This window comes from Streptomyces sp. NPDC006544, from assembly GCF_040611715.1.
In the GTDB taxonomy this organism is placed as follows: domain Bacteria; phylum Actinomycetota; class Actinomycetes; order Streptomycetales; family Streptomycetaceae; genus Streptomyces.
The window spans coordinates 17,208-38,385 of sequence record NZ_JBEXOV010000072.1 but is presented as its reverse complement, the minus strand read 5'-3'; the positions used below and the strand labels follow the sequence as shown (position 1 = coordinate 38,385).

The 21,178-nt window shown below is 69.3% G+C and carries 15 protein-coding genes and 2 pseudogenes; 8 read left to right on the top strand and 9 right to left on the bottom strand.

Annotated features, from left to right (window positions below; genetic code table 11):
• Nucleotides 1-890: 890 nt before the first annotated feature.
• The 4 genes from ABZY44_RS27515 to ABZY44_RS27500 all read right to left on the bottom strand — a co-directional run bounded on the left by ABZY44_RS27515 (nt 891) and on the right by ABZY44_RS27500 (nt 4,906).
• Nucleotides 891-1,772, bottom strand: coding sequence for a phenylalanine 4-monooxygenase (locus ABZY44_RS27515; protein WP_356658334.1), 882 nt, complete (start codon nt 1,770-1,772; stop codon nt 891-893).
• Nucleotides 1,773-2,253: 481 nt separating this feature from the next.
• The gene (locus tag ABZY44_RS27510) at nt 2,254-2,946 is read right to left on the bottom strand and encodes a CDP-diacylglycerol diphosphatase (RefSeq protein ID WP_356658332.1); all 693 of its coding nucleotides are present in this window, start codon (nt 2,944-2,946) and stop codon (nt 2,254-2,256) included.
• The gene (locus ABZY44_RS27505) at nt 2,900-3,556 is read right to left on the bottom strand and encodes a hypothetical protein (RefSeq protein ID WP_356658330.1); all 657 of its coding nucleotides are present in this window, start codon (nt 3,554-3,556) and stop codon (nt 2,900-2,902) included. The genes ABZY44_RS27510 and ABZY44_RS27505 overlap by 47 nt, the downstream gene beginning before the upstream one ends.
• A 492-nt stretch (nt 3,557-4,048) precedes the next feature.
• On the bottom strand, nt 4,049-4,906 hold the full coding sequence (locus ABZY44_RS27500; protein ID WP_356658328.1) for an alpha/beta hydrolase: 858 nt from the start codon (nt 4,904-4,906) through the stop codon (nt 4,049-4,051).
• A gap of 62 nt (nt 4,907-4,968) precedes the next feature.
• Here ABZY44_RS27500 and ABZY44_RS27495 point away from each other — a divergent pair, with 62 nt between their 5' ends.
• From ABZY44_RS27495 to ABZY44_RS27480, 4 genes and pseudogenes are all read left to right on the top strand, one after another.
• A complete protein-coding gene (locus ABZY44_RS27495; protein WP_356658326.1) occupies nt 4,969-5,559 on the top strand; it encodes a TetR/AcrR family transcriptional regulator in 591 nt (196 codons plus the stop codon).
• Nucleotides 5,560-5,809: 250 nt separating this feature from the next.
• Entirely contained in the window at nt 5,810-6,259 is a 450-nt protein-coding gene (locus tag ABZY44_RS27490) for a DUF6188 family protein (protein ID WP_356658324.1), read from the top strand.
• Nucleotides 6,260-7,598: 1,339 nt separating this feature from the next.
• Nucleotides 7,599-8,234 (top strand): VOC family protein, encoded by a 636-nt coding sequence (locus tag ABZY44_RS27485; RefSeq protein ID WP_356658322.1) that lies wholly within the window; start codon nt 7,599-7,601, stop codon nt 8,232-8,234.
• Between the two features lie 102 nt (nt 8,235-8,336).
• Nucleotides 8,337-8,482, top strand: a pseudogene (locus ABZY44_RS27480) (transposase); the annotation flags it as partial.
• A 626-nt stretch (nt 8,483-9,108) separates the two neighbouring features.
• Here the strand turns inward: ABZY44_RS27480 and ABZY44_RS27475 are convergent.
• Nucleotides 9,109-11,004 carry an amino acid transporter gene (locus ABZY44_RS27475; RefSeq protein ID WP_356658320.1) on the bottom strand — a complete coding sequence of 632 codons (1,896 nt, stop codon included), beginning with the start codon at nt 11,002-11,004 and terminating at the stop codon, nt 9,109-9,111.
• 316 nt (nt 11,005-11,320) lie between these two features.
• On the opposite strand from ABZY44_RS27475, the gene ABZY44_RS27470 reads away from it, so the two are divergent.
• The 3 genes and pseudogenes from ABZY44_RS27470 to ABZY44_RS27460 all read left to right on the top strand — a co-directional run.
• Nucleotides 11,321-11,968, top strand: a complete 648-nt coding sequence (locus tag ABZY44_RS27470) for a hypothetical protein (protein WP_356658318.1) — start codon at nt 11,321-11,323, stop codon at nt 11,966-11,968.
• Nucleotides 11,969-12,278: 310 nt separating this feature from the next.
• The gene (locus ABZY44_RS27465) at nt 12,279-12,929 is read left to right on the top strand and encodes a hypothetical protein (RefSeq protein ID WP_356658316.1); all 651 of its coding nucleotides are present in this window, start codon (nt 12,279-12,281) and stop codon (nt 12,927-12,929) included.
• 152 nt (nt 12,930-13,081) lie between these two features.
• Nucleotides 13,082-13,201, top strand: a pseudogene (locus ABZY44_RS27460) (IS5/IS1182 family transposase); the annotation flags it as partial.
• 270 nt (nt 13,202-13,471) lie between these two features.
• Here ABZY44_RS27460 and ABZY44_RS27455 read toward each other — a convergent pair.
• Both ABZY44_RS27455 and ABZY44_RS27450 read right to left on the bottom strand, forming a co-directional pair.
• A complete protein-coding gene (locus tag ABZY44_RS27455) occupies nt 13,472-14,707 on the bottom strand; it encodes an ankyrin repeat domain-containing protein (RefSeq protein ID WP_356658314.1) in 1,236 nt (411 codons plus the stop codon).
• Between the two features lie 646 nt (nt 14,708-15,353).
• On the bottom strand, nt 15,354-16,688 hold the full coding sequence (locus ABZY44_RS27450; RefSeq protein WP_356658312.1) for a GH1 family beta-glucosidase: 1,335 nt from the start codon (nt 16,686-16,688) through the stop codon (nt 15,354-15,356).
• Nucleotides 16,689-16,751: 63 nt separating this feature from the next.
• On the opposite strand from ABZY44_RS27450, the gene ABZY44_RS27445 reads away from it, so the two are divergent.
• The gene (locus tag ABZY44_RS27445; RefSeq protein WP_356658310.1) at nt 16,752-17,414 is read left to right on the top strand and encodes a TetR family transcriptional regulator; all 663 of its coding nucleotides are present in this window, start codon (nt 16,752-16,754) and stop codon (nt 17,412-17,414) included.
• Here ABZY44_RS27445 and ABZY44_RS27440 read toward each other — a convergent pair.
• Together ABZY44_RS27440 and ABZY44_RS27435 are read right to left on the bottom strand one after the other, a co-directional pair.
• Nucleotides 17,398-18,660: an MFS transporter gene (locus tag ABZY44_RS27440; protein ID WP_356658308.1), complete on the bottom strand. Its 1,263-nt coding sequence runs from the start codon at nt 18,658-18,660 to the stop codon at nt 17,398-17,400. The genes ABZY44_RS27445 and ABZY44_RS27440 overlap by 17 nt on opposite strands.
• Nucleotides 18,657-20,717 (bottom strand): alpha-galactosidase, encoded by a 2,061-nt coding sequence (locus tag ABZY44_RS27435; RefSeq protein WP_356658306.1) that lies wholly within the window; start codon nt 20,715-20,717, stop codon nt 18,657-18,659. The genes ABZY44_RS27440 and ABZY44_RS27435 overlap by 4 nt, the downstream gene beginning before the upstream one ends.
• Between the last annotated feature and the right edge of the window lie 461 nt (nt 20,718-21,178).

Sequence of the window (21,178 nt, the reverse complement as noted above, 5' to 3'; positions counted from 1 at the left end):
CCCTGATCACTGCGGGCCACCCGGTCCGGTCGCCAGTCCCGTCGCCGTCCTGCAACCACTCTGGCTTCGACACTCCACCACCGCACCGTCCTGCGCACTGCGACTACTCGTACTGCGTGTACTGCTGCCCGGCAGTTCGTGTCTGCCAGGCCCTGCGGTCTCTCTGCGTTACGAGAGAAACCATACCCACACCACCGCCGGATGTCTACTCCGGCCGACACAGATTTTTGGGAGCGTGGTGGAGAGATAATCACCCCCTGGCGCCGAGCCCCCCAACCGGGGTGTCGGCACTTCAGAAAACACTCCTGCAACCCCGGCCCAGCCGCGGGCGCTCCGTCCGGCGGACCCGGGCACGAAAGGTCACGGCCCGGCCGGCGCCGGACCGCATGGCACGACCATCCGAGGGCGCACGGCGTATCGCGAGGCGGCGCGGCGGCGCAGCGCCGCGGCCGACAGACCCGCACCGCGCGCGGCGGCATGGGCGGCAATCGCCTCGAGGAACGCAGCCGACGCCCGGTCAGCCGGATCACGCGGGAGACCGTGGCCCACTGCGGATGATCGACCACAGTCGTCGCGAGGTCGGGCAGCTCCTGCCACATCCGCTCCGCCGTCTCTTCTGCTCCTGCGTCCAGCCCGGACTGTCCGCGACGTCGCCCTGAGGCGAATACGGCTCACCGACCGCCCCTCACCGCCATCGCCGCACGCGCACTGCCCGCCCGACAGTGGGACACCCTCACCTGGGCCCTCCCCAGCGGTGGCGTACACCCCGCCCCCGCAGGAGGTGCGCGCGTGAAATCGGACCACAAAAGCGGGCGGCTCCTGTGGCAGGTCCCACGGCGACCCCAGGCCGTCAACAGGCCGTCAACGACTGGCAGAGAGATTCCGAGCCCCTACCGGCCGACGCCCCCGGCGGTCCTCAGCCGAGCCCCGGTGTCGTCGTCGAAGTCCTCGCAGAACGCGGCGAGGGCATCGGTGAGGTGACCCATCGAGCGGGCGGCGAACAGGACGGGCTGGTACCCCTCGACCCGGTACGCGGTGCCGGCCATCACTCGCAGGTCCCAGTCACGGATCTCGCACCAGGGCAACCGGCGCAGCTCGCCGGGCGAGGAGAGCAGCGCCGCGCCGTACGCCTTGACCCCCCGGGCCTCGGTGACCACGCCGCATTCCAGGGTGTACCAGTACACCCTGCTGAGCAGGCTGAGGGCTTCCTCCGTCCGCACCTGTGCGGCTGCCCGGCCGACCAGGCGGTACAGCTCGGCGAACCGGGCCGAGGCCAGGTGGACGCCGTGGCCGAACACGTCGTGGATCACGTCGGGTTCGGGCGTGTACAGCGGAGCCGCGGGGTGCCGGACGAACTGCACCGCGTGGAAGTAGCCGTGCCGCAGCGCCCCCAGGAACCGCCGGTTCGGCACGAAGCCACCGGCCGGGGTGAAGTCGAATCCGGTCCGGGCCCGCAGGTGTGCCCCGACCTCGCCGTGCTGCGGGATGCGGTCCGCGGGGATGCACGCGTCCTCGCGGGCGGCCAGCACCGCCTGGCACGCGTGGGCCCGCAAGGCGGGCTCCAGCGCCGCGTGGACCGTGCGCCACGTCGCGTGCTCCGCAGTACGGTACGCGACCGACGGCGAAGGGTCGCCGACCCAGTGGCCGCGCGCCAACGCGACGAGCGCGTCCCGCCGCGCCAGATAGCGGCGGTCACTCAGACCGGGGTGCAGAGCGACAGGAGCGAGCCTGCCGTCTGGCGTGACCGGAACCAGCACCGCTGCATCGCTCATGACTTGTACCGTTCCCCGGGGGGACCCTGAACTACCATCGCCGACTCCACGCCACCCTGCTGGGCTGCAACGATGAGGTGCGTCCAAGGTCTGCGCCGTATGAGCGAACGAGCATAGTTCCGCGGCCGCCATCGGCGAGCATCACTGCCGGGTCCACGGCAACGCAGCCGGGGTCGTGTCCGGTGCCGCGCCGGCGCAGTCGGCGCAGGACGTTGCTGAACGCGCCGGTTGGGCCGGTGGCCTCGGTCAGGCCCATGGAGTCCTGGCCGTACCCGGCGGCCTGTCGAAGACGTCAGTCATGTCCTCGGCGCCGTGGTCCGCGATCCGAACGCGGCCAGCAGGCCGATACAGCTCGGGGTACACCCGCCTGCACGTCGGATGGCTGGAAGTCGGCAAGCCGTACCCGGGACAGGGACGGTCCCCACGGTGTCCGTGGAGGGAACCTCCTACGACGTGTGCAGGGCCGGACGGGGGTGGGTGCTCATGCGCAGTCGAGGAGGTGGTCGCAGGTGTCGGTACCGCTGTGGAGGCTGCTCTCACTGTTCAGGATGTAGAAGCCGTGCGTCGCCGGAAGCACGATCATCGTCTGGTACTGCATCTTGTTGTCGTCCCCGACCACGTAATGCCTGAGGGCGTAGAAGAGGTTGCCGCTGAGGTTGGGGGACTTCATCACCCGGTAGTTGCGGGTCTCCGATTCGAAGCCCCTCACCGGAAGCACCGTGGCTGCCCACTTCGTCACATCGGGGATCTTCTGCTGCTGGTCGTATCCCTGGAGGTCACGCAACGCCTCGGGGGCGAAGTGGGACATGTGGATGTGCAGTTGGTCCTGTCTGCGGGCCTGCTTGGAGTTGATGCCCAGTCCGGCCGTCCCTGGGTTCTTGAAGTAGTGGGGGATCCTGCTTTGCGCGGCCGTCCAATAGTCGGCAGCGGTGCTGGACCAGATCTTGGGGCACTCGATCCCTTTGAGGCGCTCCGTCGGAACCAGCTGAAAGTCCGTCGTGCTTCCCTTCCGGCCCGCCATCACCCCCCACTGCTTCTCCACTTCCAGGCAGGGTCCGGGGTTTTTCAGGACGCACGCCTGGATTTCCTTCCAGAGGTATCCGTCGTCCGTCGGGCTACCGCAGTCGTCAACGAAAGGATCGACACCGGTGATCTCCTGATCCTCTGTGGACATGGCATGCCTCCACGGCTGTCGGGTCGTCCGAAAACCTGCGTGCCGGATCGACTACAGGCAGCACTCCCCGCACTATCGAACAGATAACCAGCCAGGTGGACCAATCACCCGCAGGGTGTAGCTGTACTTGAGCCTCGTTGTTCGTTCGCTGAGGGCTGTCCCGTAACCCAGGAGGCTGAAGGTGAAGGTTCCCCATGATCGTGAACACGGTGTTGTTGCGCCACGAGGGCCTGATCTTGCCGGTACGCAGGCGCGTTTCGTAGGGCATGAGGTAGTCCCAATGGATGTGCTTGCGCAGGCGCCGTCTGTTGCAGCAGGTCTCGACGAAGTCGTAGGTGTCGGCGCGGGCGGTGGTCCGGTCAGGCCAGCAGCCGGTGCCGATCTCTCCTTTTAGAACGGCAGAAGCTCTCCGCGGCGGCGTTTTCGAAGCAGCTCCCGGCCCGCCCGAACTTTGCGGGTGCTCCAACTTGCTCATTTCGTTGCGGAGCTGACGGGAGGCGCATTCCGATCCGCGATCGCTGTGGATCAGGCAGCCGGGCTTCGGGCGGCCGAGCGCGGCGGCCATGTCCAGGGCGTCGACGGCGAGGTCGACCCGGTGGTGATCGGTCATTGAGTACCTGATCACCTCGCGCGGAGGGGCTGACCTGGACCGTGCCCGGCCGGTGACAGCGGGCTCCGACTGTTCGAGGGCGGGGCAGGGAATGCAGACGGGGACCACGCCGCCGCAGCCGTGACACCTGCACGCGCACCCCTCCCCCGGACCCGCGTACGCGATCCCGAGGCGGACCGCCCCACCCCGCCGACGCTGACCCGGCGGTGCAGCGCAGGCCGGCGGGCCGTGCCGGCGTCAGGCGCAGACGTCCCGATCCCGACTGGAACTGCTTGATCACGCGTGCCTCGGCCTGTCCGCGGCGATGAACGAGCTGGTGGGGGCTGATGGGGACGAGGTGCCCGGCTCGGCACGGTAGCTCGTACCCGAGCCGGCGCTGACGGGTGATCCGATGCGTCACTTCACTCGGCGCCGAGCGGCACCGGCCCGGCTGCGGTTTAGACCTCGACAGGAGTGCGTTAGCGGCTGTCTCGTCAGCCTGCCGCCACGCGCTCAGGAGACTTTTCGGACCGGTTCGGCTCCGGTTTGGATCAGGAAGTCGGTGAGTACTTGGGCGAGTCGTTCAGGCTGGTCCTCGGGGATGAGGGTGGACGAGTCGGCGATCTCGACCAGCCGGCCCTGCGGGTACAGCTCGGCCAGCCGGGGTCCGTGCTCGCGCGGCATCAAGCGGTCCTCTGTCGCCCAGACGACCAGTACCGGGCGGTCGAAGTCACACAGTCGCTCGCTCCAGGCGAGCAAGGTCCTGCGGTCGGGTGCCCCGGTGGCGAATTTGGCGAAGTCCCTGCGGATGGCCCTGCTGCGGGTGGCGGGAGCGAACCAGTCGTCCATGATCTCGTCGGGGACTCCACGCAGGCTCATCCCGCCGTATCCGCCCCGGCTGTGACGGAAGGCGGGAACGCGCATGAGCCGCGTCAGCAGCCAGACGGCCCCGGGAACCCTGCACAACTGCGCCATGGCCTTGGCCGGCCCTGGGGGAAAGTTGTCGAAGGCCTCGCAGGCGACCAGCACCAGGCGCGCGATGGGCTGGTCCTGCCCTTCCGACACCAGGAATTGGCCCCCGCCCCAGTCGTTGAGTACGAGGGTCACCTGGTCCAGACCGAGTCCCTCGATGAACTCGCCCAGGAGCCGGGCAACACCGCGCTGGGAAAGGTCGGCATCCGGGTTCATCGGCTGACGGTGCCCGCCCAGGGGCAGCGTGGGCAGGACGCAGCGGTATCCGTCCAGCAGCGGGACCACCTTGCGCCATTGGGTCTCGTTCATCGGTAAACCGTGGCCGAACACCAGCACAGGACCCTCGCCGCCGGTGTCCTGGTAGTCGATCGGTCCGGATGACAACTCGATCCTCGGCATGCCAACCTCCTACTTGATAGATCGTTCTACTGTAATCTTGGAAGGTAAAGGGGCAGAAGGCAATGGGACAGTTGGACACGCGAGCCAGGATCCAGGGTGCCGCCGCGGTGCTGTTCCGCCGACACGGCTACTCGGCCACCGGCCTGAAGCGGATCGCGGCAGAGGCGGACGCACCGTTCGGCTCGATCTACCACTTCTTCCCCGGCGGCAAGCAGCAACTGGCCGAGGACATGATCCGCACGTCCGGAACCGAGTACGGGCGCATGGTCCTGGCTCTGCTGGACAGCGTGGCAGACCCGGTGGAGTCCCTCGTGCACGCATTCGAAGCGGCCGCGGACGACCTTGCTGCGGCCGACTACGCCGACGCGTGCCCCATCGGGACGGTGGCACTGGAAGTCGCGAGCAGCAATGAAGTGTTGCGGGTCGCGACGGCGGAGGTTTTCGAGGAGTGGGTCGGCATGGCGACGCGGTGGTTCGGCCGTTGGGTGGCCGAACCGAGGACGGCTCAGTCCCTCTCGTGCTCGATGGTCATGATTCTGGAGGGTGCTTTCATGCTCAGCCGGGCCGCCCGCGATCCGGAACCGCTACGGGTGGCCGGCCGATCGATGGCCACCTTGTTGCGCACAGCCATCACTCCGGCTGGCGAGGACTGACCCCGAACACCACGAAAGACAACCCGTGCGTGAGCGGCGCACAGTGTCCCGTCGCACTGCAGTTGTCCGTTGGTCTTGCCCTGAGCTGCCGGTTTGCCAGGATGGTTGCGAACGCTCCTCCTCGCATTCTCAGCGGAACTGGCTTCTGCGGACGTCCCGAGACAGTTGCCGTCGACGGCTCACCAGAGGGTGATGCCGAGGAGGAGCAAAATCCCTTGGTGCCTGCGCCGGAGTGGACCATGGTGTGTTGATGAGCACTGAAGTGGAACCGGTCGAACACGAAGACCGGTGGGTCTTGAACCTCCGAGGCCTGAGTGTCGTCAGGATCTGCATCGATTTTCGGCTGACCCTCGTCCTGGACGCAGGGTGGGAAGTCGCGCTGGAAGCACCGGCTCGGCTCTCGACGGGGCCACTCCACACCAGTCCCGGCCGGCCTCTGAAGCCGGAGTCCCAGGACGTGGCTGCGGCTCTTCCACTCTTCGGGGCGAAGGTCCTGTCCGCGGTTGTGTTCAAGTCGGGCGTCCTGCGGATGGTGTTTGACAGCGGCATGCATCTGACGTGTTCTGCCGACGCATCGTTCGAAGCCTGGCAGGTCACAGAACCACGCGGATGGCGTTTCATCTCGTTGCCCGGCGGAGACCTTGGGGTGTGGTCCTCTGGAGCAAGTGACAATCCGCAAGGTCGGGCTGCGAAGCACTGAGAATCTGCCACCTATGTGGCGACGGGACACACAGGTTCACGGCCGGCTCCACGCCCACACCGTTCGGTGACATCAAGCCTGCCTTGGTGACAACTATCCTGCTTCCGCTCACCGGACGGGGCGGCGAGGGTGTCAGTGTCCCGGTCGATGGACCAGCCGGACAACCGGTCCTCGTCTTCGGCGTCGTCGGCCAAGAGCAGCTGCGGAGCCTCCATCCGGAACCGGCGCGTACCGCCGCCTGCTCCGGCGACGACCAGGGCGGCGGAGGGCGCACCCGTGGGTGCGGTGATCCTGCCGTGGGCGAGGAGCCAGGAGACGGGCGCGGCCTGGTGGAGCTCCGGGCTCTTCTCCTTACCACCCGCAGGCGCCGGGAAGCCGCCGTGCCGGCGGCGCCAGTCTGCCGCCGCGGCCCGGCCCACCCCGCCGATCCGCCCCGACCGGGAAGAGGAACCCGAGCCGCACCGCGGCGACGAAGTCCCGTTACTCGACCGCTCGATCGACCGGGACGTCCGCTACCTTCGCCAGCGTCACGCATGTGTCAGCAACGGGACAGTTGTGCACGGCGGTGCGCGGCAGAGCGACAACCGTCCCGATCGCGTAGTTGCGGGGGCCCGTGGACATGGCTTCCGGTCTCATGCAGCCTCGTCCTCTGTTTCGTGCCGGGCGAGATCCTGGGATCGGAGGGCGGTGTTCCAGACCCGGCCGAAGTGGTTCTGCGGCCGACGGAGGTCGAGCGTGAGGGCCTCGTCCAGAAGGCGAGGGCCTCCAAGGCCTTTTCCAGGCCACTGATTGCACGGGCGGTCGGCTCGAACACCTCGTGCAGGAAATCGGCGGTCGCCCGGTCGGGAGCACGTTCGGCCAGCGTGCGCCACTGCTTGCACTTGCGGTGCCGGTAAGCGAGATCGACGCCGGACAGGAACGAGTTTTTCGCAGTCGTGGAAGTCCGTTTTCCAGGGGCAGGTGTCGCCGTTGACGAGGAGCTGCAACGTGCAGAACCCGCCCTCGGCCGACGTGGATGCTCGGGTGAGGCCGAGGGCCCGCGCTTCGTCCTCCCCCGGCTCATCGGCTCGCCGCTGGAGCGCAGGACGCCAGGCTCGACAGAGCCTGGCCCGGAGACCCGGACCGCGTTCGGACCGTCGTTGAGCCGCGGGTCGGTGTTGGCCAGGCGGGTGTAGTGCGCGGCCATACGCTCGAAGACCTGCCCCAGGTCACGCTTGACGTGGGCCGGGGTCGAGGCCCGGTGATCGATCCGCCCCCGGCTGAATCCACGGAGAAGACGCGGCCGGGGCGGCGGGCGTGGCGTCGGGATTTGTGCGGGTTGTCGGGCGATGATGACGCCGTGCGACTTGATCACGTGTCCTACGCGGTGGCCCGCGACAGCTTCGTCTCGACCGTCCAGTGGATCGGATCGGCCCTCGGCGCCGGGTTCGTCGACGGGGGCGTTCATCCGCGATTCGGCACCCGCAATTTCATTCTCCCGCTGAGCGGCGGCACTTACGTCGAGGTCGTCACCACACTCGACCACCCGGCCGCCGACCGCGCACCCTTCGGCCAGGCCGTCGCCCGCCGCGCCGCCGAGGGCGGCGGCTGGCTGGGTTGGGTGGTCTCCGTCGACGACATCTCCCCGGTCGAGGGCCGCCTCGGCCGCACCTCGGCCGAGGGCCACCGTGTCCGCCCCGACGGGTTCGACCTGAGGTGGAAGCAGATCGGCCTGCTGGAACTTCTCGATGACCCGCAACTGCCCTACTTCCTCCAGTGGCTGGTTCCCACCGAGGAGCGCCCGAGCGCCGACCCCCGCACCTCCACCACCATCCACGGGGTTTCCATCGCCGGCGACGCCGCCTCCATCGCCGAATTCCTCGGCGAGCCGGCCGACCACCCCCTCGACCAGATCGACGTCACCTGGGTCCAGGATGAGGAACCAGGCCTTGTCTCGGTCGAGTTCGCCACCACCCACGGCCCGGTCACGATCTGACCAGGGCCCGACTGCCCCGCGGGAGCAGCCGACCGGGGTCTCCTGGCGAGCACGTATCTCTGTGATGGGTTGGCCAGTTGATCGGACGCGTCCGCCCGACGCGTGATCACTCATGCGACGGGGGACCGGATCGTCCCTCTGATACCGGCGGATCCGTCCCTGGACGGCGCTGGGCCGACCACCGCCGCACCCTTGAGGCCGTCGCGTGGAAGTACCGCACCAACTCGCCCTGGCGCGACCTGCCCGATGGGGCAGAATCGGGAGGCCAGCCGCAGGACGTCCCTGCGCTCGGTACGGCCTCCGCCTCCGGGCTCTCGCGCTCGGCCTGGTCCACTGCCCGCGACCGCAGATGGGGGGTGGGGTGGCCCGTCGCAGGCCATCACCGCCAGTCCGCTGAAGTGCCGAGTGCCCGACGGTCTGCGTGGTGCGCTGCAGTGCGTGCGGGACGCTGTGGCCCTGGTCAAGTTCTTCAGACGTACGGAACTTGTACGTCTTGCCCTCGGTGAGCAAGCCGCCGGGCACGGTCACCGAGGCGGGCGGCCCGGACGGACGGAACGAAGGGCGAGACCAGGACGTTGCTGACCTGGGTGTCGGTGGCGGAGTCGGAGAACTGGAACCTGATGACCCGCGGCCGCATCCCCCACTGACCCGGTGGCTTCATGCCCGGGCGCCACGGCCCTGGAGCGGCACCGTCGTAGCAGATCCGCTTTCTGACGTCGGCACGAGCGATGGCAGACCGGTCATGGCCCACATGTCAGTAGCCCCAGCTCACGCGAGGGCTGCAGAAAGGCAGGGGGGCGCGTAAGGACCGGCCTGTGCGCACCCCTGGCCTGCGATAAGGACGGCCGGGCGGGCCCCGGCAGCGGGGGGCGGGTCAGCCGCCGACGTGGATGCCGGGGCGGCGGTCGGGGTCGGGTTCGTGGCTGCGGATGATCTCGCGGGTGACGGGGGCGGTGTCGCCGCGGCCGAGGAGGAAGTAGCGGAACATGTGGATGAGGGGGCTGCCTTCGGCCCAGGCGAAGTAGCAGTGGGGCTTCACGCCGGTGGTGTCGCGCAGGGCGAGGAGGATGGTCGCGATGGCGTTCGGGGCGGCGGGTGCTTCGGCGCGCAGGATGCGGTAGGGGCCGACTTGGACTCCGTGGACGGTGAGGGTGTCGCTGAAGTCTGAGGGGTCGACCACGTCGATTTCGAGGAACAGGATGTCGGCGCGGCCGGGAACGGGGTTGGTGCCGCGCTGTTCTTGTTCCTTCTCGGCGTACTCGGCCTCGTCGCCGGCCTGGCGGCGGTTGGTGATGATGTTGATGGACTGGTCGTGCATCAGGGTGTCGGTGAGGAAGCGGCGGGCGTCGGCGTCGAAGACGAGGCGATCAGCGCGCAGTTCTGTGGTACGTGAGACGCGTGAGACCAGCGAGACAACGACGATGCCGAGGATGAACATGCCGGAGATGGCGATGCCGTCGGGCTTGTCGATGATGTTGGCGATCAGGGCGTAAGCCAGGATCAGGGTGAGCAGGGCGAAGCCTGCGGTGGCGGCGCGTTTGCGGTGGCGGGCCACGGAGACGGTGACCGCGAAGGCGCCGGAGACCATCATGGCCAGGATGCCGGTGGCGTAGGCGCCGGCTTGTTTGTCGACGTCAGCGTTGAAGGCGACGGTGATGATGACGCACAGGGCGGTGTAGACGATGACGACGGGGCGCACGGCGCGTCCCCATTCGGGGGCCATGCCGTAGCCGGGCAGATAGCGGGGCACGATGTTGATCAGCCCGGCCATCGCCGAGGCTCCGGCGAACCACAGGATCAGGATGGTGCTGATGTCGTAAACGGTGCCGAATGCCTCACCGACGTGTTCATGGGCCAGCCAGGCCAGTGCGCGGCCGTTGGCCGCGCCGCCGGGCTCGAACTGCTCGTGGGGAATCAGGACGGTGGTCACGAAGCTTGCGGCCAGCAGGTAGACGCTCATGACGAGCGCGGCAGTGGTGAGCAGCAGGCGGGTGTTGCGGATCCGGGAGCGCAGACGCTGTTCGGCGTCCGCGCCGTCGGATGTGATCAGGGGCATCATGCTCACACCGGTCTCGAACCCCGACAGGCCCAGCACCAGCAGCGGGAACGCCAGCAGGGCAGGGCCGATCAGGTCACCGAAGCCGCCACCGCCTTCGCCCAGGGCGTCGGTCCAGGCTGTAACGGCGGCGGGGGTACTGACGACGTCCGCCACCGCCACACCGATGACCACGGCGTTCAGGGCGAGGAATACGGCCACGAGCGGGATGGCCACCTTGACGGCTTCGCTGAACCCCAGCAGGAACACCCCGCCCAGGATCAGCAGCAGTACGACCGTGAGGGCGACTTCGTGGCCGTGCAGGGCCTGCGGGAAGAAGGGGTTCTCCACCACGTGGACGGAAGCGTCCGCCGTGGACAGGGTGATCGTGATGATCCAGGAGGTGGCGACAAACCCCAGCAGCACCAGGACGAACAGCTTACCCCGCCAAAACGGCAGCAAGTCCTCCAGCATCGCCACCGATCCGGCCCCGTGCGGACTCTCCTTCGCGACCCTGCGGTACATCGGCAGCATGCCCAGCAGGGTCAACACCACGATCAGCAGCGTCGCCAGCGGGGAGACCGCGCCGGCCGCCAGCGCGGCAATCGCCGGCACATAGGCCAGACTCGAGAAGTAGTCCACGCCGGTCAGGCACATGACCTTCCACCAGGCATGCGACTCGCCGTGCCCCTCGCCGGCGGCCGGACCCACCGGCTGCACCTGATGCTTCAGCATCCACCGTGCGACACCGCCGCTCGGCTGGGTCCGCAGAGCCGGACTGTCCACCACCTCAGGTACGAGTGGCTCGTTCGCATCCTTCATATGCTCCATCAACCTTCCCCGGTTCCCATCAACGCAGCTCACCGGCCGGATACCCGCGAACCGCCCGATGATCGAGTATGGGACCTGCCCGCGCCGAACCGGCAGGCGAGGTCGGCACAGCAGGCCCCTCGCCCTTGGAACCGAGGTGCACTACCCGGGCGTCGTGGCCGGGCCGCCCGGCGCCGCACGCGCTCTTCCCCAACCGGTGATGCCGTCCTAACGTCGTGTCATGAACAGCGCGCGGATCGACCGTTCGGAGCCCGACGTGGTCGACGTAGTGCTTCGCGAGGAAGTCGGGCCGCTCGTGTTCGCCGCCAGGCGTTGGCCCGGGGAGGTAATCGGGTCGCTCGCGGCGGGCGCCCTCTACGGCACCCCGGTCTATGCGGTCATGGCGATGATCTGTAGGCAGGGGCCCGGCCGGATCTGGGCTGCGGTCGGGGTCGCCGCCGCGGCGGGACTCGTCGTCAACACTTTTGTGATCTTGTACGGGGCCTTTCGGAACGTGACCCGGTTACGGTTCGCGCCCGCGGGAGCACCGGAAACCATGACCCTCGTCCGGGGCTCCCGTACGGACCGGCCGAGGCCGCTCACCGACGTGCGGCAGATCTGGATCGACCACTCCATCATCGAGTCGCACAAGGAGGACCGGAAGCCGGTGGCCGCCAAGATCACCCTGTACGTACTCCTGACGAACAGCCGCCTGATCCGGCCGATGCCACTCCTCCCGTGGACAACCGACACCACGCCCCTCTATCAGCAACTGCAACAAATACTCGCCTCCACCGCCGTCCAGGTGGACCTGGTCGTCCAGCGTCGCGTGCAGTCTCCTCCGTGGATGGTCGTAGGCCACGGCGGCTCGACCGGCGGCGGGGGCTGACAAGGCCCGCAGCTCCGCTGCCACACCTGGGTGCGTGCGCGGCGGGCGGCAGCCACCAAGGTGTAGCTCGCTGCGTCCCCACCTCGTCACCGTCCCGACCGAGGGCGCTCCCCCCAGCCAGGTCGTCCTGGTCAGCCGCGAGGGCGACCCGAATCCGATGAAGGTGTGTAAGCGCCCACCGCGCCCCCACCGGCCGGCTCGTGCCCGGGTGAACGTGCGTGTTCCGATCCGCGGAGCACCCCCTAGGCTGTGCTCCGATCGGCCCCAGGCGCCGGGGGCTCAGGGGCGGGGAACAGGGGCGGGGAACAGAATGTCCGTAGAACGTCACATAGCGGGGATGCTCCAGCAGATCGCCCGTCAGCAGGACATCGTCGAGATCGCCCCCCAGGGCTCCGCCGCGAAGGCGGCCGCCATGGCACACGTGGCGGAGCAGTACGGCTACACGTACGGCATGGCGTACAGGACCGGGTACAAGAACTCGCTCGTCCAGGTCCGGATGTACCGGGACCCGCGGCCCGATGCGCGGGTTCGCGAGGCGGCCACCATCACCACCCATCCCCAGGCAGGCAACGGCGGAACGGTGCCGGGGCTGAGTCAGGGTTCGCTGAAGCCGCTCCCCGAAGCGGTCGGTGCCGTGGCCGTGCTGAAGGACCTCATCACCTTCGATGTCATGGCCATGTACATCGCCGACCGTGGCCAGAAGGTGAAGGGATACCTCGGCTGCGCGGTCCTGACCGTGCTCCTGCTCATCGACAAGTCGCCGGTCGAAGCGGTCGCCTCCGGTGCGGCGGTCGCGCTGCTCTTCACCGCGGCGTTCAAGGTGGGCGTGATCCGCCGCGCGAAGATCACACAGCGGCTGACGGCCGCCGGGTTCGTCGCGGTGCGCGACGGACAGGGCAGCCAGCGGTTTCTACGCCCGGGGCAGCAGTTGCCCGGCCACGCCAACCCGTTCGCTGCCTGACGCCCCCTCCGACGGTGCCGGCAAGACGTCCCTGCGCGCAGTACGGCACTACGGCGTCACTGCTGTGCCTCCTGCGTCTTCGCCGCGGCGTGGATTGCGGCAGGACTTCACGTGTGACGCGTCGGCGACTCACCCATGCCCAGTAAAAGTTCATCGAGCCGTACCTGCCGATCGGTAGGTACGGTCCGTACCCGGAGCGGTTGCGGGAGCAGTTCGAGGGGGTGAACTGGCGGTTCAGGTGCAGCGGCCCGTGGCGGGAGATGCCTGCCCAAGGGTGTCCGGATGGGTAGGCCGGTTTGCTTCACCCCGCGTGTGGTAGCAGTGACCGTCCTCGGGATCGGGCAGCTCGAACCCCGGAACGCAGAGCCCGGGTCCAGGGCGGCATGTCCGTGCCGGCCTGCGTAGGCGAGGTGGACCGCGGCGTGGGAGTACCTCGAGGGCGGTGTCCGGGTCCTGCACGCGCCCACGGCCCTGGGCACCCTGATCCTGGTCGCCTACGTCGAGACGGACTGCCCGCGCCCTTCTGGACCTGGCCCGTACCGTCACGTGCCGGCTGAGGCGTCCTCGTCCCGCACGGCCCTGAGGGCCTCGGCCACGGCCGGGACGCGGACGATCTCGCCGCCAACGGCCTCGATGTGGCGCGCCGTGTCTTTCCGCACCTCGAATTCGGGATCGCGAAGCAGACCGACGATGGCCGAGATGATGTCGCCGCTCCCGTCGTCGGCCACGCTCAGTGCATCGCCGGCCCTGCGTCGCACGCCCGGGTCCACGTCCGCGGCGAGCAGCAGCAGGGCTTCCCTGGCCGCGCCCAGAGGAGTGCGCCAGGTGGCCCAGTCGAACACGAGGTCGGGGACCTCGGCCCGGACCGCGGGGCTCGGGTGGCCGGCGTGCCGTAGTCCTACGGCCTCCATTTCCGGGTGTCTCAGCTGCTTCAGGGTCGAGAGCACTCGTGCCAGGACGTGCGGGTCCTCCTCCTCCCCGTCCATGGCCCAGGCCACGAGGACGTCCGCCGTCTCCTTCCCGAAGGGGACTCCCTGCCGCGACCAGATGTCCAGGTAGACCTGCATCCGGTAGGACCGGAAGACGGAGAGGACGAACAGGCGGCGGCCCGGGTCCGGATCGTGCCGGTGCGCGGTCACCGCCGGGAACGTTTCCGGGTCGCGGCGAAAGGCGAGGACCGACTCCGCGGACCGCCAGTCGGCATGGGGCCACGCACCTTGCGCCAGGGCCCTGTCCACCAGTTCGTCCACGGGTGTCACGATGCCGAAGACACTCTCCAACTGCGTGAGGATCGCGCCGTGTCCGGCACGGACCGTGAAGCCCCCGAGCGTCAGTCGGGCAACGTCCTCGTACTGGTCGTACTCGCCGTCCTCGCCCTGCTCCTCGTGTACGGGGCCGGACTCCCCTGTTCTGTTGCGGAGTTCCACGTCAGCACCCCGCTCGTACCAATGCCGGGCCAAGGCGATCAGCCGCTCTCGTTCGGCTTCGGGTAGCCGCAGCGGATCGTTCCCCAGCAGGGCCTTCGTCATCGCCCAGGAGCCGCCGTCCACCGCCCGCAGAAGAGGGGTCGTTCCGTCCGGCAGTCTCCGGTCCGGGTCCGCTCCACGCCCGACCAGCGCGCTCGCGACTGCTGCGTCGTGAGCGCCGACCGCCAGGCACAGTACGGGCAGCCCGTCGTCCGTGACCGTGTCCGGATCCGCTCCCGCCTCCAGCAGTACGGTCACGTCCTCCGCGTCCCCCCGCCCGACCGCCGCTACGAGTTCCCGCCCGGACTTCATCGCACAACCACCCGCCCTTGCCGATGTCAGCTGCCAGAACTGCCGCCGCATCATCAACGCCACGGCGGAAGAGGGGAAGAGCCGGATCGCCGATCAGGGCCTCCGCGGGTGAGGGCAACCTCCGCCCACTGGCCACTTCGTCACCCCGGCCAGTGGGGCGATGCCCGCTCCTTCGTTGCCGCGGCCGTCCAGCCCGTGCGGAGGCGGAGGACCACGACTCAGGACGAGGACGGGCGCACCCCTCCCCCGCAGCCCCCGCACACCCACACGGTCCCGCCCGCCGATGATCCGGGGGGGCAGACCCGTACGAACGGCTGGTACGGCCGGTCCATGTCGCCTCCGGGGCTCCAGCGCAGCCCCGCCTGCTGGATGCTGTCGTTTCCGCGTGAACGAAACCACCCACACGGACAACCGGGCTCCTTCGCATGTCGGCTTCTCACCTGATGGGCCGGCAGGATCGGTGACAGCGCCTTTCCGGTACCCCGTCTCGCCCGACGGCGTCCCAGCCGGCGCTACGACACGGGCCGGAGGTACCCGTCCCGCGCGGCAGTTGACCATGGCCGCCGCCGGACAGCCGTTCGGATGCGGGGCCGGCCGCCGCAATGCGCCGGGGCTGGTACGGGGTCGCGCGAGCTCGGCGGTCGACTCAGCCGCGCTGAGCGCGGATGAGGTCGCGGTACCAGGCGAAGGACGCCTTCGGGGTGCGGACCTGAGTGGCGTGGTCGACGTGGACGAGACCGAAGCGCTGATGGAAGCCCTCGGCCCATTCGAAATTGTCCATCAGGGTCCAGGTGAAGTAGCCGCGGACGTCCACGCCCTGGGCCACGGCGGCGTCGACGGCCTGGAGGTGGGTGTCCAGGTAGTCGATGCGGTCGAGGTCGGGGACGCTGCCGTCCGCGGTGACGACGTCCTCGACCGAACAGCCGTTCTCCGTGATGTAGACCGGCGGGAGGGCCGGGTAGCGCCCCTTGAGGCTGACGAGGAGTTCCCGTAGGCCGTCGGGGACGACGGGCCATCCGAAGGCGGTGCGGCGGAAGCCCTCGATGGGAGCCTCTTCGAACGGCAGGCCCTCGGACGTGGGAGCCTGGATGCGGGTCGGGTTGTAGTAGTTGACGCCGAGCGCGTCCAGCGGTGCCGAGATCAGTTCGAGATCGCCGTCCTGGACGGAGCCACCCAGGGTGGCGTCCGCGCCGTAGGCCGACAGGTCGGGGTAGGTGCCCGTAAGGATCGGATCGTTGAACAGGCGGTTGTGGAGGTTGTCGTAGGCCTGCGCGGCGGCCCGGTCTGCGGGCGCGTCCGAGGCGGCCCAGACCGGGGTGCAGTTGTTCGCGATCATCACCTGGAGGCCGCGTGCCCGCAGCTCCCGCAGCGCGAGGCCGTGGCCGAGCAACTGGTGGTGGACGACCGGCAGGCAGTCCAGGTACAGGGTGCGGCCCGGCGCGTGGATGCCGAGGCCGTAGCCCCAGACCGCGTGGATGAACGGCTCGTTGAGCGTGATCCACTTCTGGACGCGGTCGCCCAGCCGGTCGGCCATGATGGCGGCGTACTCGGCGAAACGGTACGCGGTGTCGCGGCTCAGCCACCCGCCGTCGTCCTCGAGGCCCTGCGGGAGGTCCCAGTGGAACAGGGTCGGAACGGGTTCGACGCCCCGTGCGAGCAGCCCGTCGACCAGCCGGTCGTAGAAGTCCAGACCCTCGGAGTTGACCGCACCCTTGCCGGTCGGCTGGATCCTGGGCCAGGCGATGGAGAAGCGGTAGCCGGTGAGGCCCGCCTCGGCCATCAGCTCCAGGTCCTCCTCGTACCGGTGGTAGTGGTCGCAGGCCACGTCACCGGTGTGCCCGTCGCGGACCGTACCGGGGCGGGCGGTGAAGGTGTCCCATACCGACGGTCCGCGGCCGTCCTCCTTGGTGGCGCCCTCGATCTGGTAAGACGCCGTCGAGGCACCCCAGATGAACTCCGTCGGCAGATGTTCCAGCTTCATGTACGACAACCTCCAAAATATGAGTACGACTCACGTTAGCTCGCTTGATGGGATGATGGAACCGTGAACCAAGATCGCCCCTCCGGGACGCTGCGCCGCCGGCCCGTCCAGAAGCGCAGCGTCGAACGATTCGAACGACTGCTGGACGCCTGCGCCGAACTCCTGGACGAGGTCGGCTACGCCGCGCTGACCACCAAGGAAGTGGCCCGCAGGGCCGAGGTGCCCATCGGGACCCTCTACCAGTTCTTCTCCGACCAGGAGGGGCTAATCGGCGCGCTCGCCGCCCGGAACCTGGAGGCCTTCCTGGAGCGGGTCGCGGTCCGGCTGGAGCGCGAGAAGCCAGAAGGCATCTCGGGCGTCGTCGAGGTGGCCGTCGAGGAGTACGTCGCCATGCGCCGGACGATCACGGGTTTCGGCGTGGTCGACTTCGGCGCGGTGGGCCGGGACCACACCCTCGATCCGGCCCTGGACAACAACACGGCGGTCGCCGGACGGCTGCGCTCGCTGACCGCGTCGCTGTCCGGCGTCCAGGACGACGCCGAACTGGAGATCGCCGTCCGGGTGGCCCTGGAATGCGCGGACGGCGTGCTGCGCCTTGCCTTCCGTACCGATCCGCAGGGCGACCCCCAGCTGATCGCCGAGTGCAAACGAGTCCTCAACAGCTACCTGGACGATCGGATGCGGTCACTGGCGACACGTGGGGAGCGCCCTAGCGGACGCTCCTGACCTTCCAGACCAGTGCCGCGCCCAGCGCGGACATGGCCGCAGAGCAGAGGAACAACGAGCGGTAGCCCCCCAGATCCCCGAGCGCGACCGACGCGAGCGGGGGAACCAGGACGTAGGGCAGGGAAGTCATCAGGTTGGCCAGGGCCATGTCCTTGCCACGGTCCTCCGAGGCAGGGAGCACCTCGGTGACCAGGGCGGTGTCGACGGCCAGGTACACGCCGAAGCCCAGGCCCAGGATGACGGCCGCGACCAGCGTCATGGTCCAGGTGGGCGACAGGGCGAGCGGGATCGCGGCGACGGCCATCGTGGCGCCGCCGATGAAGACGAGCATGCGGCGCTTGCCCAGCTTGTCGGAGAGCCAGCCGCTGAGGACGACCGTCGAGACCGTGGCCAGGCAGTTGACGCCGACCACGATGAGCAGGCCGTCCTCGGTGGATTGGCCGGGGAACAACTGCTCGTAGTGCAGGACGTCGTCCAGGAAGTAGGGCATGTAGAGCGTGCCCAGGCCGTAGCCCAGCCCCATGATGAACCGGGAGCTCATCGCCCACACGAAGTCGGGGTGCGCGCGCGGGCTGATCCGGTAGCCGTCCAGAAAGGTGCGCAGCGAGAACGGCTCGCGATGGTCGGAGGGAAGTGGCGGGTCCCTCATGACCACCGCGAACAGCGCGATCAGCAGGGGGAACGCGGCCATCAGCACGTACTGCGCCGAGAAGCCCGCGACCAGCCCGAGCAGCAGCCCGCCCGCGATCATGCCGCCGGCCTGCGGGACCGTGGCCCAGCCCAGCACCACACCGCGTTGCGCGGCGGGGACCCGGTCGGGAACCACCGGGGCGATCCCGGCACCAATGATCATGAAGGCGGCGGACAGCACGAGAGAGCCGAGCGCGATCCCGACGACCGTCGTCTGGAGGCCGGTAAAGATCAGCGCCGCGGTGCAAGCCAGCGAGCCCGCGAGCATCCACGGCCGGCGGCGGCCGAAACGGCCGGTGGTGCGGTCGCAGAGCGCGCCGGCCAGCGGGGCGATGACGATTCCCGAGATCGCGCCCACCATGCTGACCCAGGCGTAACTGCCGACCTTCCCCGCCGGGTCGATCTGTGCGATCTGCTCGGGCATCAGGAACGTGCTCGGCACCTGCATCGGGATGAACAGCCCGGTGTTGGCCAGCACGTACAGGGCGATCCAGGCGGGGCCGACCTTGCGGGTCGGCTCGGCGAGAGCCTCGGGCCGTGCGGGGGCGAGGCTCATCGGGGCACTCTCTTGAGGTGGACGAGCTCGCTGGTGCAGTCGAAGGTCAGCAGCGGCGGGAGGCCGTGGCTGAGTAGGACGGCGCCCTCGTGGACGGCCCCGGTGTCCTCGTTCCGGTAGCGGGCACAGGGGTCGAGGCCCTCCAGCCGAGTACGGGCGAGGGTGCGGTTCAGCCCGGACGGCCGGAACTGGAAGACGACGACCTCGTCGTCGGTGAGGTACTGCACGGCGTCATGGCCGAGGCGGTACAGGGCGCCGCCGTGCACCACGGGCCGGATCCGCTTGTACTGCTCGACCAGCCCCCGGGCCCAGGCCAGCTCGTCCTCGCTCCAACTCCGCAGGTCGCCGCCGATGCCCATCGCCCCGGCCATCGAGACGTGGAAGCGGTACCGGATCGAGGCGGGGCGGGCGGTGAAGCTGTTCGGGCTGTCGGTGACCCAGGCGCCCATGGTCCGGGCCGGCAGCAGCTGGCTGTGGCCGTGCTGGATCGCCACCCGTTCGGCGGCGTCGGTGTTGTCGGAGGCCCAGACCTGGTCGGCACGGGCGAGTACGCCCAGGTCGGCCCGCCCGCCGCCGCCCGCGCACGACTCCAGGTACAGGTCGGGACGGGCTGCGCGCAGCCGGTCCATCACCTCGTAGACGCCGCGCGTGTGCTCGATCCAGACCCGGTCGGGGTCGGCGGCCCCCGGCTGCCCCGCCTCGCTGAAGGAGCGGTTCATGTCCCACTTGAGGAAGGCGACGTCCAGCTCGGTGACCGTCCTGACCAGCCATTCGACCGCCCATTCACGGACGTCGCGGCGGGCGAAGTTCAGTACGTACTGGTTACGGCCCTGCGTGCGCGGACGGCCGTCCTGGCAGAGGATCCAGTCAGGGTGCGCACGGAACAGCTCGCTGTCGGGGTTGACCCCCTCGGGCTCGACCCACAGGCCGAATCCCATGCCCAGCGCGCGAACGTGGTCGGCGAGCGGGCCCAGGCCGTCCGGGAAGCGGTCGGGGTTGGGCCACCAGTCGCCGAGGCCGGCCGCGTCGCTGGTGCGGGAGCCGAACCAGGCGTCGTCCACCACGAAGATCTCGACGCCGAGGCCGGCGGCCAGCTCGGCCAGCTCGGTCTGCTGCTCCTCGCTGACGTCGAACTCGGTCGCCTCCCACGAGTTGAAGATCAGTGGGCGTTCGGCCCGCCGGGCGGGCAGCACCTGGCCTTCGACGTAGGCGTGCCAGCGACGGCTGGTGCCGCCGAAGCCATCGGGCGCATACAGGCCGGTGAAGACGGGGGTCTCCAGACGCTCGCCGGGGAGCAGTTTCCACACCAGTCCCTCGTGACCGAAGCCCCCGGTCCAGGAGGTGCGCCCGTAGGGGTCGCGGCGCAGGGTGACCCGTCGGCTGCCGCTCCAGGCCAGGGCCGTGCTCCAGACCTCACCGTGCTGCTCGGTGGCGTCGTGCGCGTCGAGCATCAGCCAGGGTCCGGCGTGCGGCCCCGTGATGCCGAGACGGCTGGTGAACACCGTCTCCCCGATGGGCACCCGGTCGCGCTGGAGCTGGAACTCCCTGCCCCACTCTCCCACCACGTGGCTGACCCGGTAGTCGTCGCGGGCGGGCACCGTCCAGGCGGCGGAGTCGAACCGCAGGACGTCCACCGGCTCGTCGGCGGTGAGGACGGCCCAGCGCTCGATCTGGTCGTGGCCGTCCCGGATCCGGTAGTGCAGCTCGAGACCCAGGGAGCGGACGCGGTCGGCGAAGGAGAGCGTGAGCAGACCGTCCTCAGCCCTGTGCGAGACGAACCGCCACTCGAAGCCGCGCACGCCGTCGTCGAACCGGACGGTCAGCGACGGTGCCCCGAACCGCATGCCGCCCTCGACCACGTACTCCTCGGCGCCGGGATCGTCGCCGCCGGGGTCCTCGGCGGGCAGGTCGGCCGCGATCACGACGGCCTGCTCCAGGGTCAGCGGCCGGCCCCAGTGCACGTGCCGGGGGACGTCGTGGGCGTCCAGCTGGAAGGCGTAGGAGGTGCCGGGCGTGCTCAGCAGCCACAGGCGGGCTTCGGAATGGTAGGTGATCACACGCGGCCTTAATGTGAGTACGGCTCATGTTTCGCTCGCATGCTACGTGAGCGCACCTGGAACGCCAACCCCCTTGCCGGGGGCCGTCGTCGGGAAAGGCAGATGTCGGCGGTGCCCCGGTCGATCGGTAGTGGGGGTCGCCGGGCGGCATGCCGGATCCCAGCAGAGGAACATCACCGGCCCAAGTGGGAGCTCGCGCTGGAGGTGCTCGATGAACGGGCGGCCACCGGACTTCGGCCCGCGCGCTGGTCGCGGACGCAGGCTGCGGCGCGGACGCGGAATTCTGCGGCGAGGAGCGCGCAGTTCGTCCTCCCGCCGGTCCGGCTGGTGGACCGGCGGACCGTGCCCGCCGCCGACGACGACGGCACGATCCCGCTCACCTGGCTGATCGCGCACGACTGGACCGGCACATGCCCCACCTGCTGCCAGCTGCTTGGACAGCGGAGTTGTTGTCACCGAGC

Excerpts from the sequence above, each read along its gene's own strand:
- ABZY44_RS27510 (WP_356658332.1), bottom strand. The coding sequence starts at position 2,946 with ATGTCCACAGAGGATCAGGAGATCACCGGTGTCGATCCTTTCGTTGAC.
- ABZY44_RS27470 (WP_356658318.1), top strand. The coding sequence starts at position 11,321 with ATGAACAGCGCGCGGATCGACCGTTCGGAGCCCGACGTGGTCGACGTA.
- ABZY44_RS27490 (WP_356658324.1), top strand. The coding sequence starts at position 5,810 with ATGAGCACTGAAGTGGAACCGGTCGAACACGAAGACCGGTGGGTCTTG.
- ABZY44_RS27440 (WP_356658308.1), bottom strand. The coding sequence starts at position 18,660 with ATGAGCCTCGCCCCCGCACGGCCCGAGGCTCTCGCCGAGCCGACCCGC.
- ABZY44_RS27500 (WP_356658328.1), bottom strand. The coding sequence starts at position 4,906 with ATGCCGAGGATCGAGTTGTCATCCGGACCGATCGACTACCAGGACACC.
- ABZY44_RS27495 (WP_356658326.1), top strand. The coding sequence starts at position 4,969 with ATGGGACAGTTGGACACGCGAGCCAGGATCCAGGGTGCCGCCGCGGTG.
- ABZY44_RS27505 (WP_356658330.1), bottom strand. The coding sequence starts at position 3,556 with ATGACCGATCACCACCGGGTCGACCTCGCCGTCGACGCCCTGGACATG.
- ABZY44_RS27475 (WP_356658320.1), bottom strand. The coding sequence starts at position 11,004 with ATGCTGAAGCATCAGGTGCAGCCGGTGGGTCCGGCCGCCGGCGAGGGG.
- ABZY44_RS27455 (WP_356658314.1), bottom strand. The coding sequence starts at position 14,707 with ATGAAGTCCGGGCGGGAACTCGTAGCGGCGGTCGGGCGGGGGGACGCG.
- ABZY44_RS27465 (WP_356658316.1), top strand. The coding sequence starts at position 12,279 with ATGTCCGTAGAACGTCACATAGCGGGGATGCTCCAGCAGATCGCCCGT.
- ABZY44_RS27515 (WP_356658334.1), bottom strand. The coding sequence starts at position 1,772 with ATGAGCGATGCAGCGGTGCTGGTTCCGGTCACGCCAGACGGCAGGCTC.
- ABZY44_RS27450 (WP_356658312.1), bottom strand. The coding sequence starts at position 16,688 with ATGAAGCTGGAACATCTGCCGACGGAGTTCATCTGGGGTGCCTCGACG.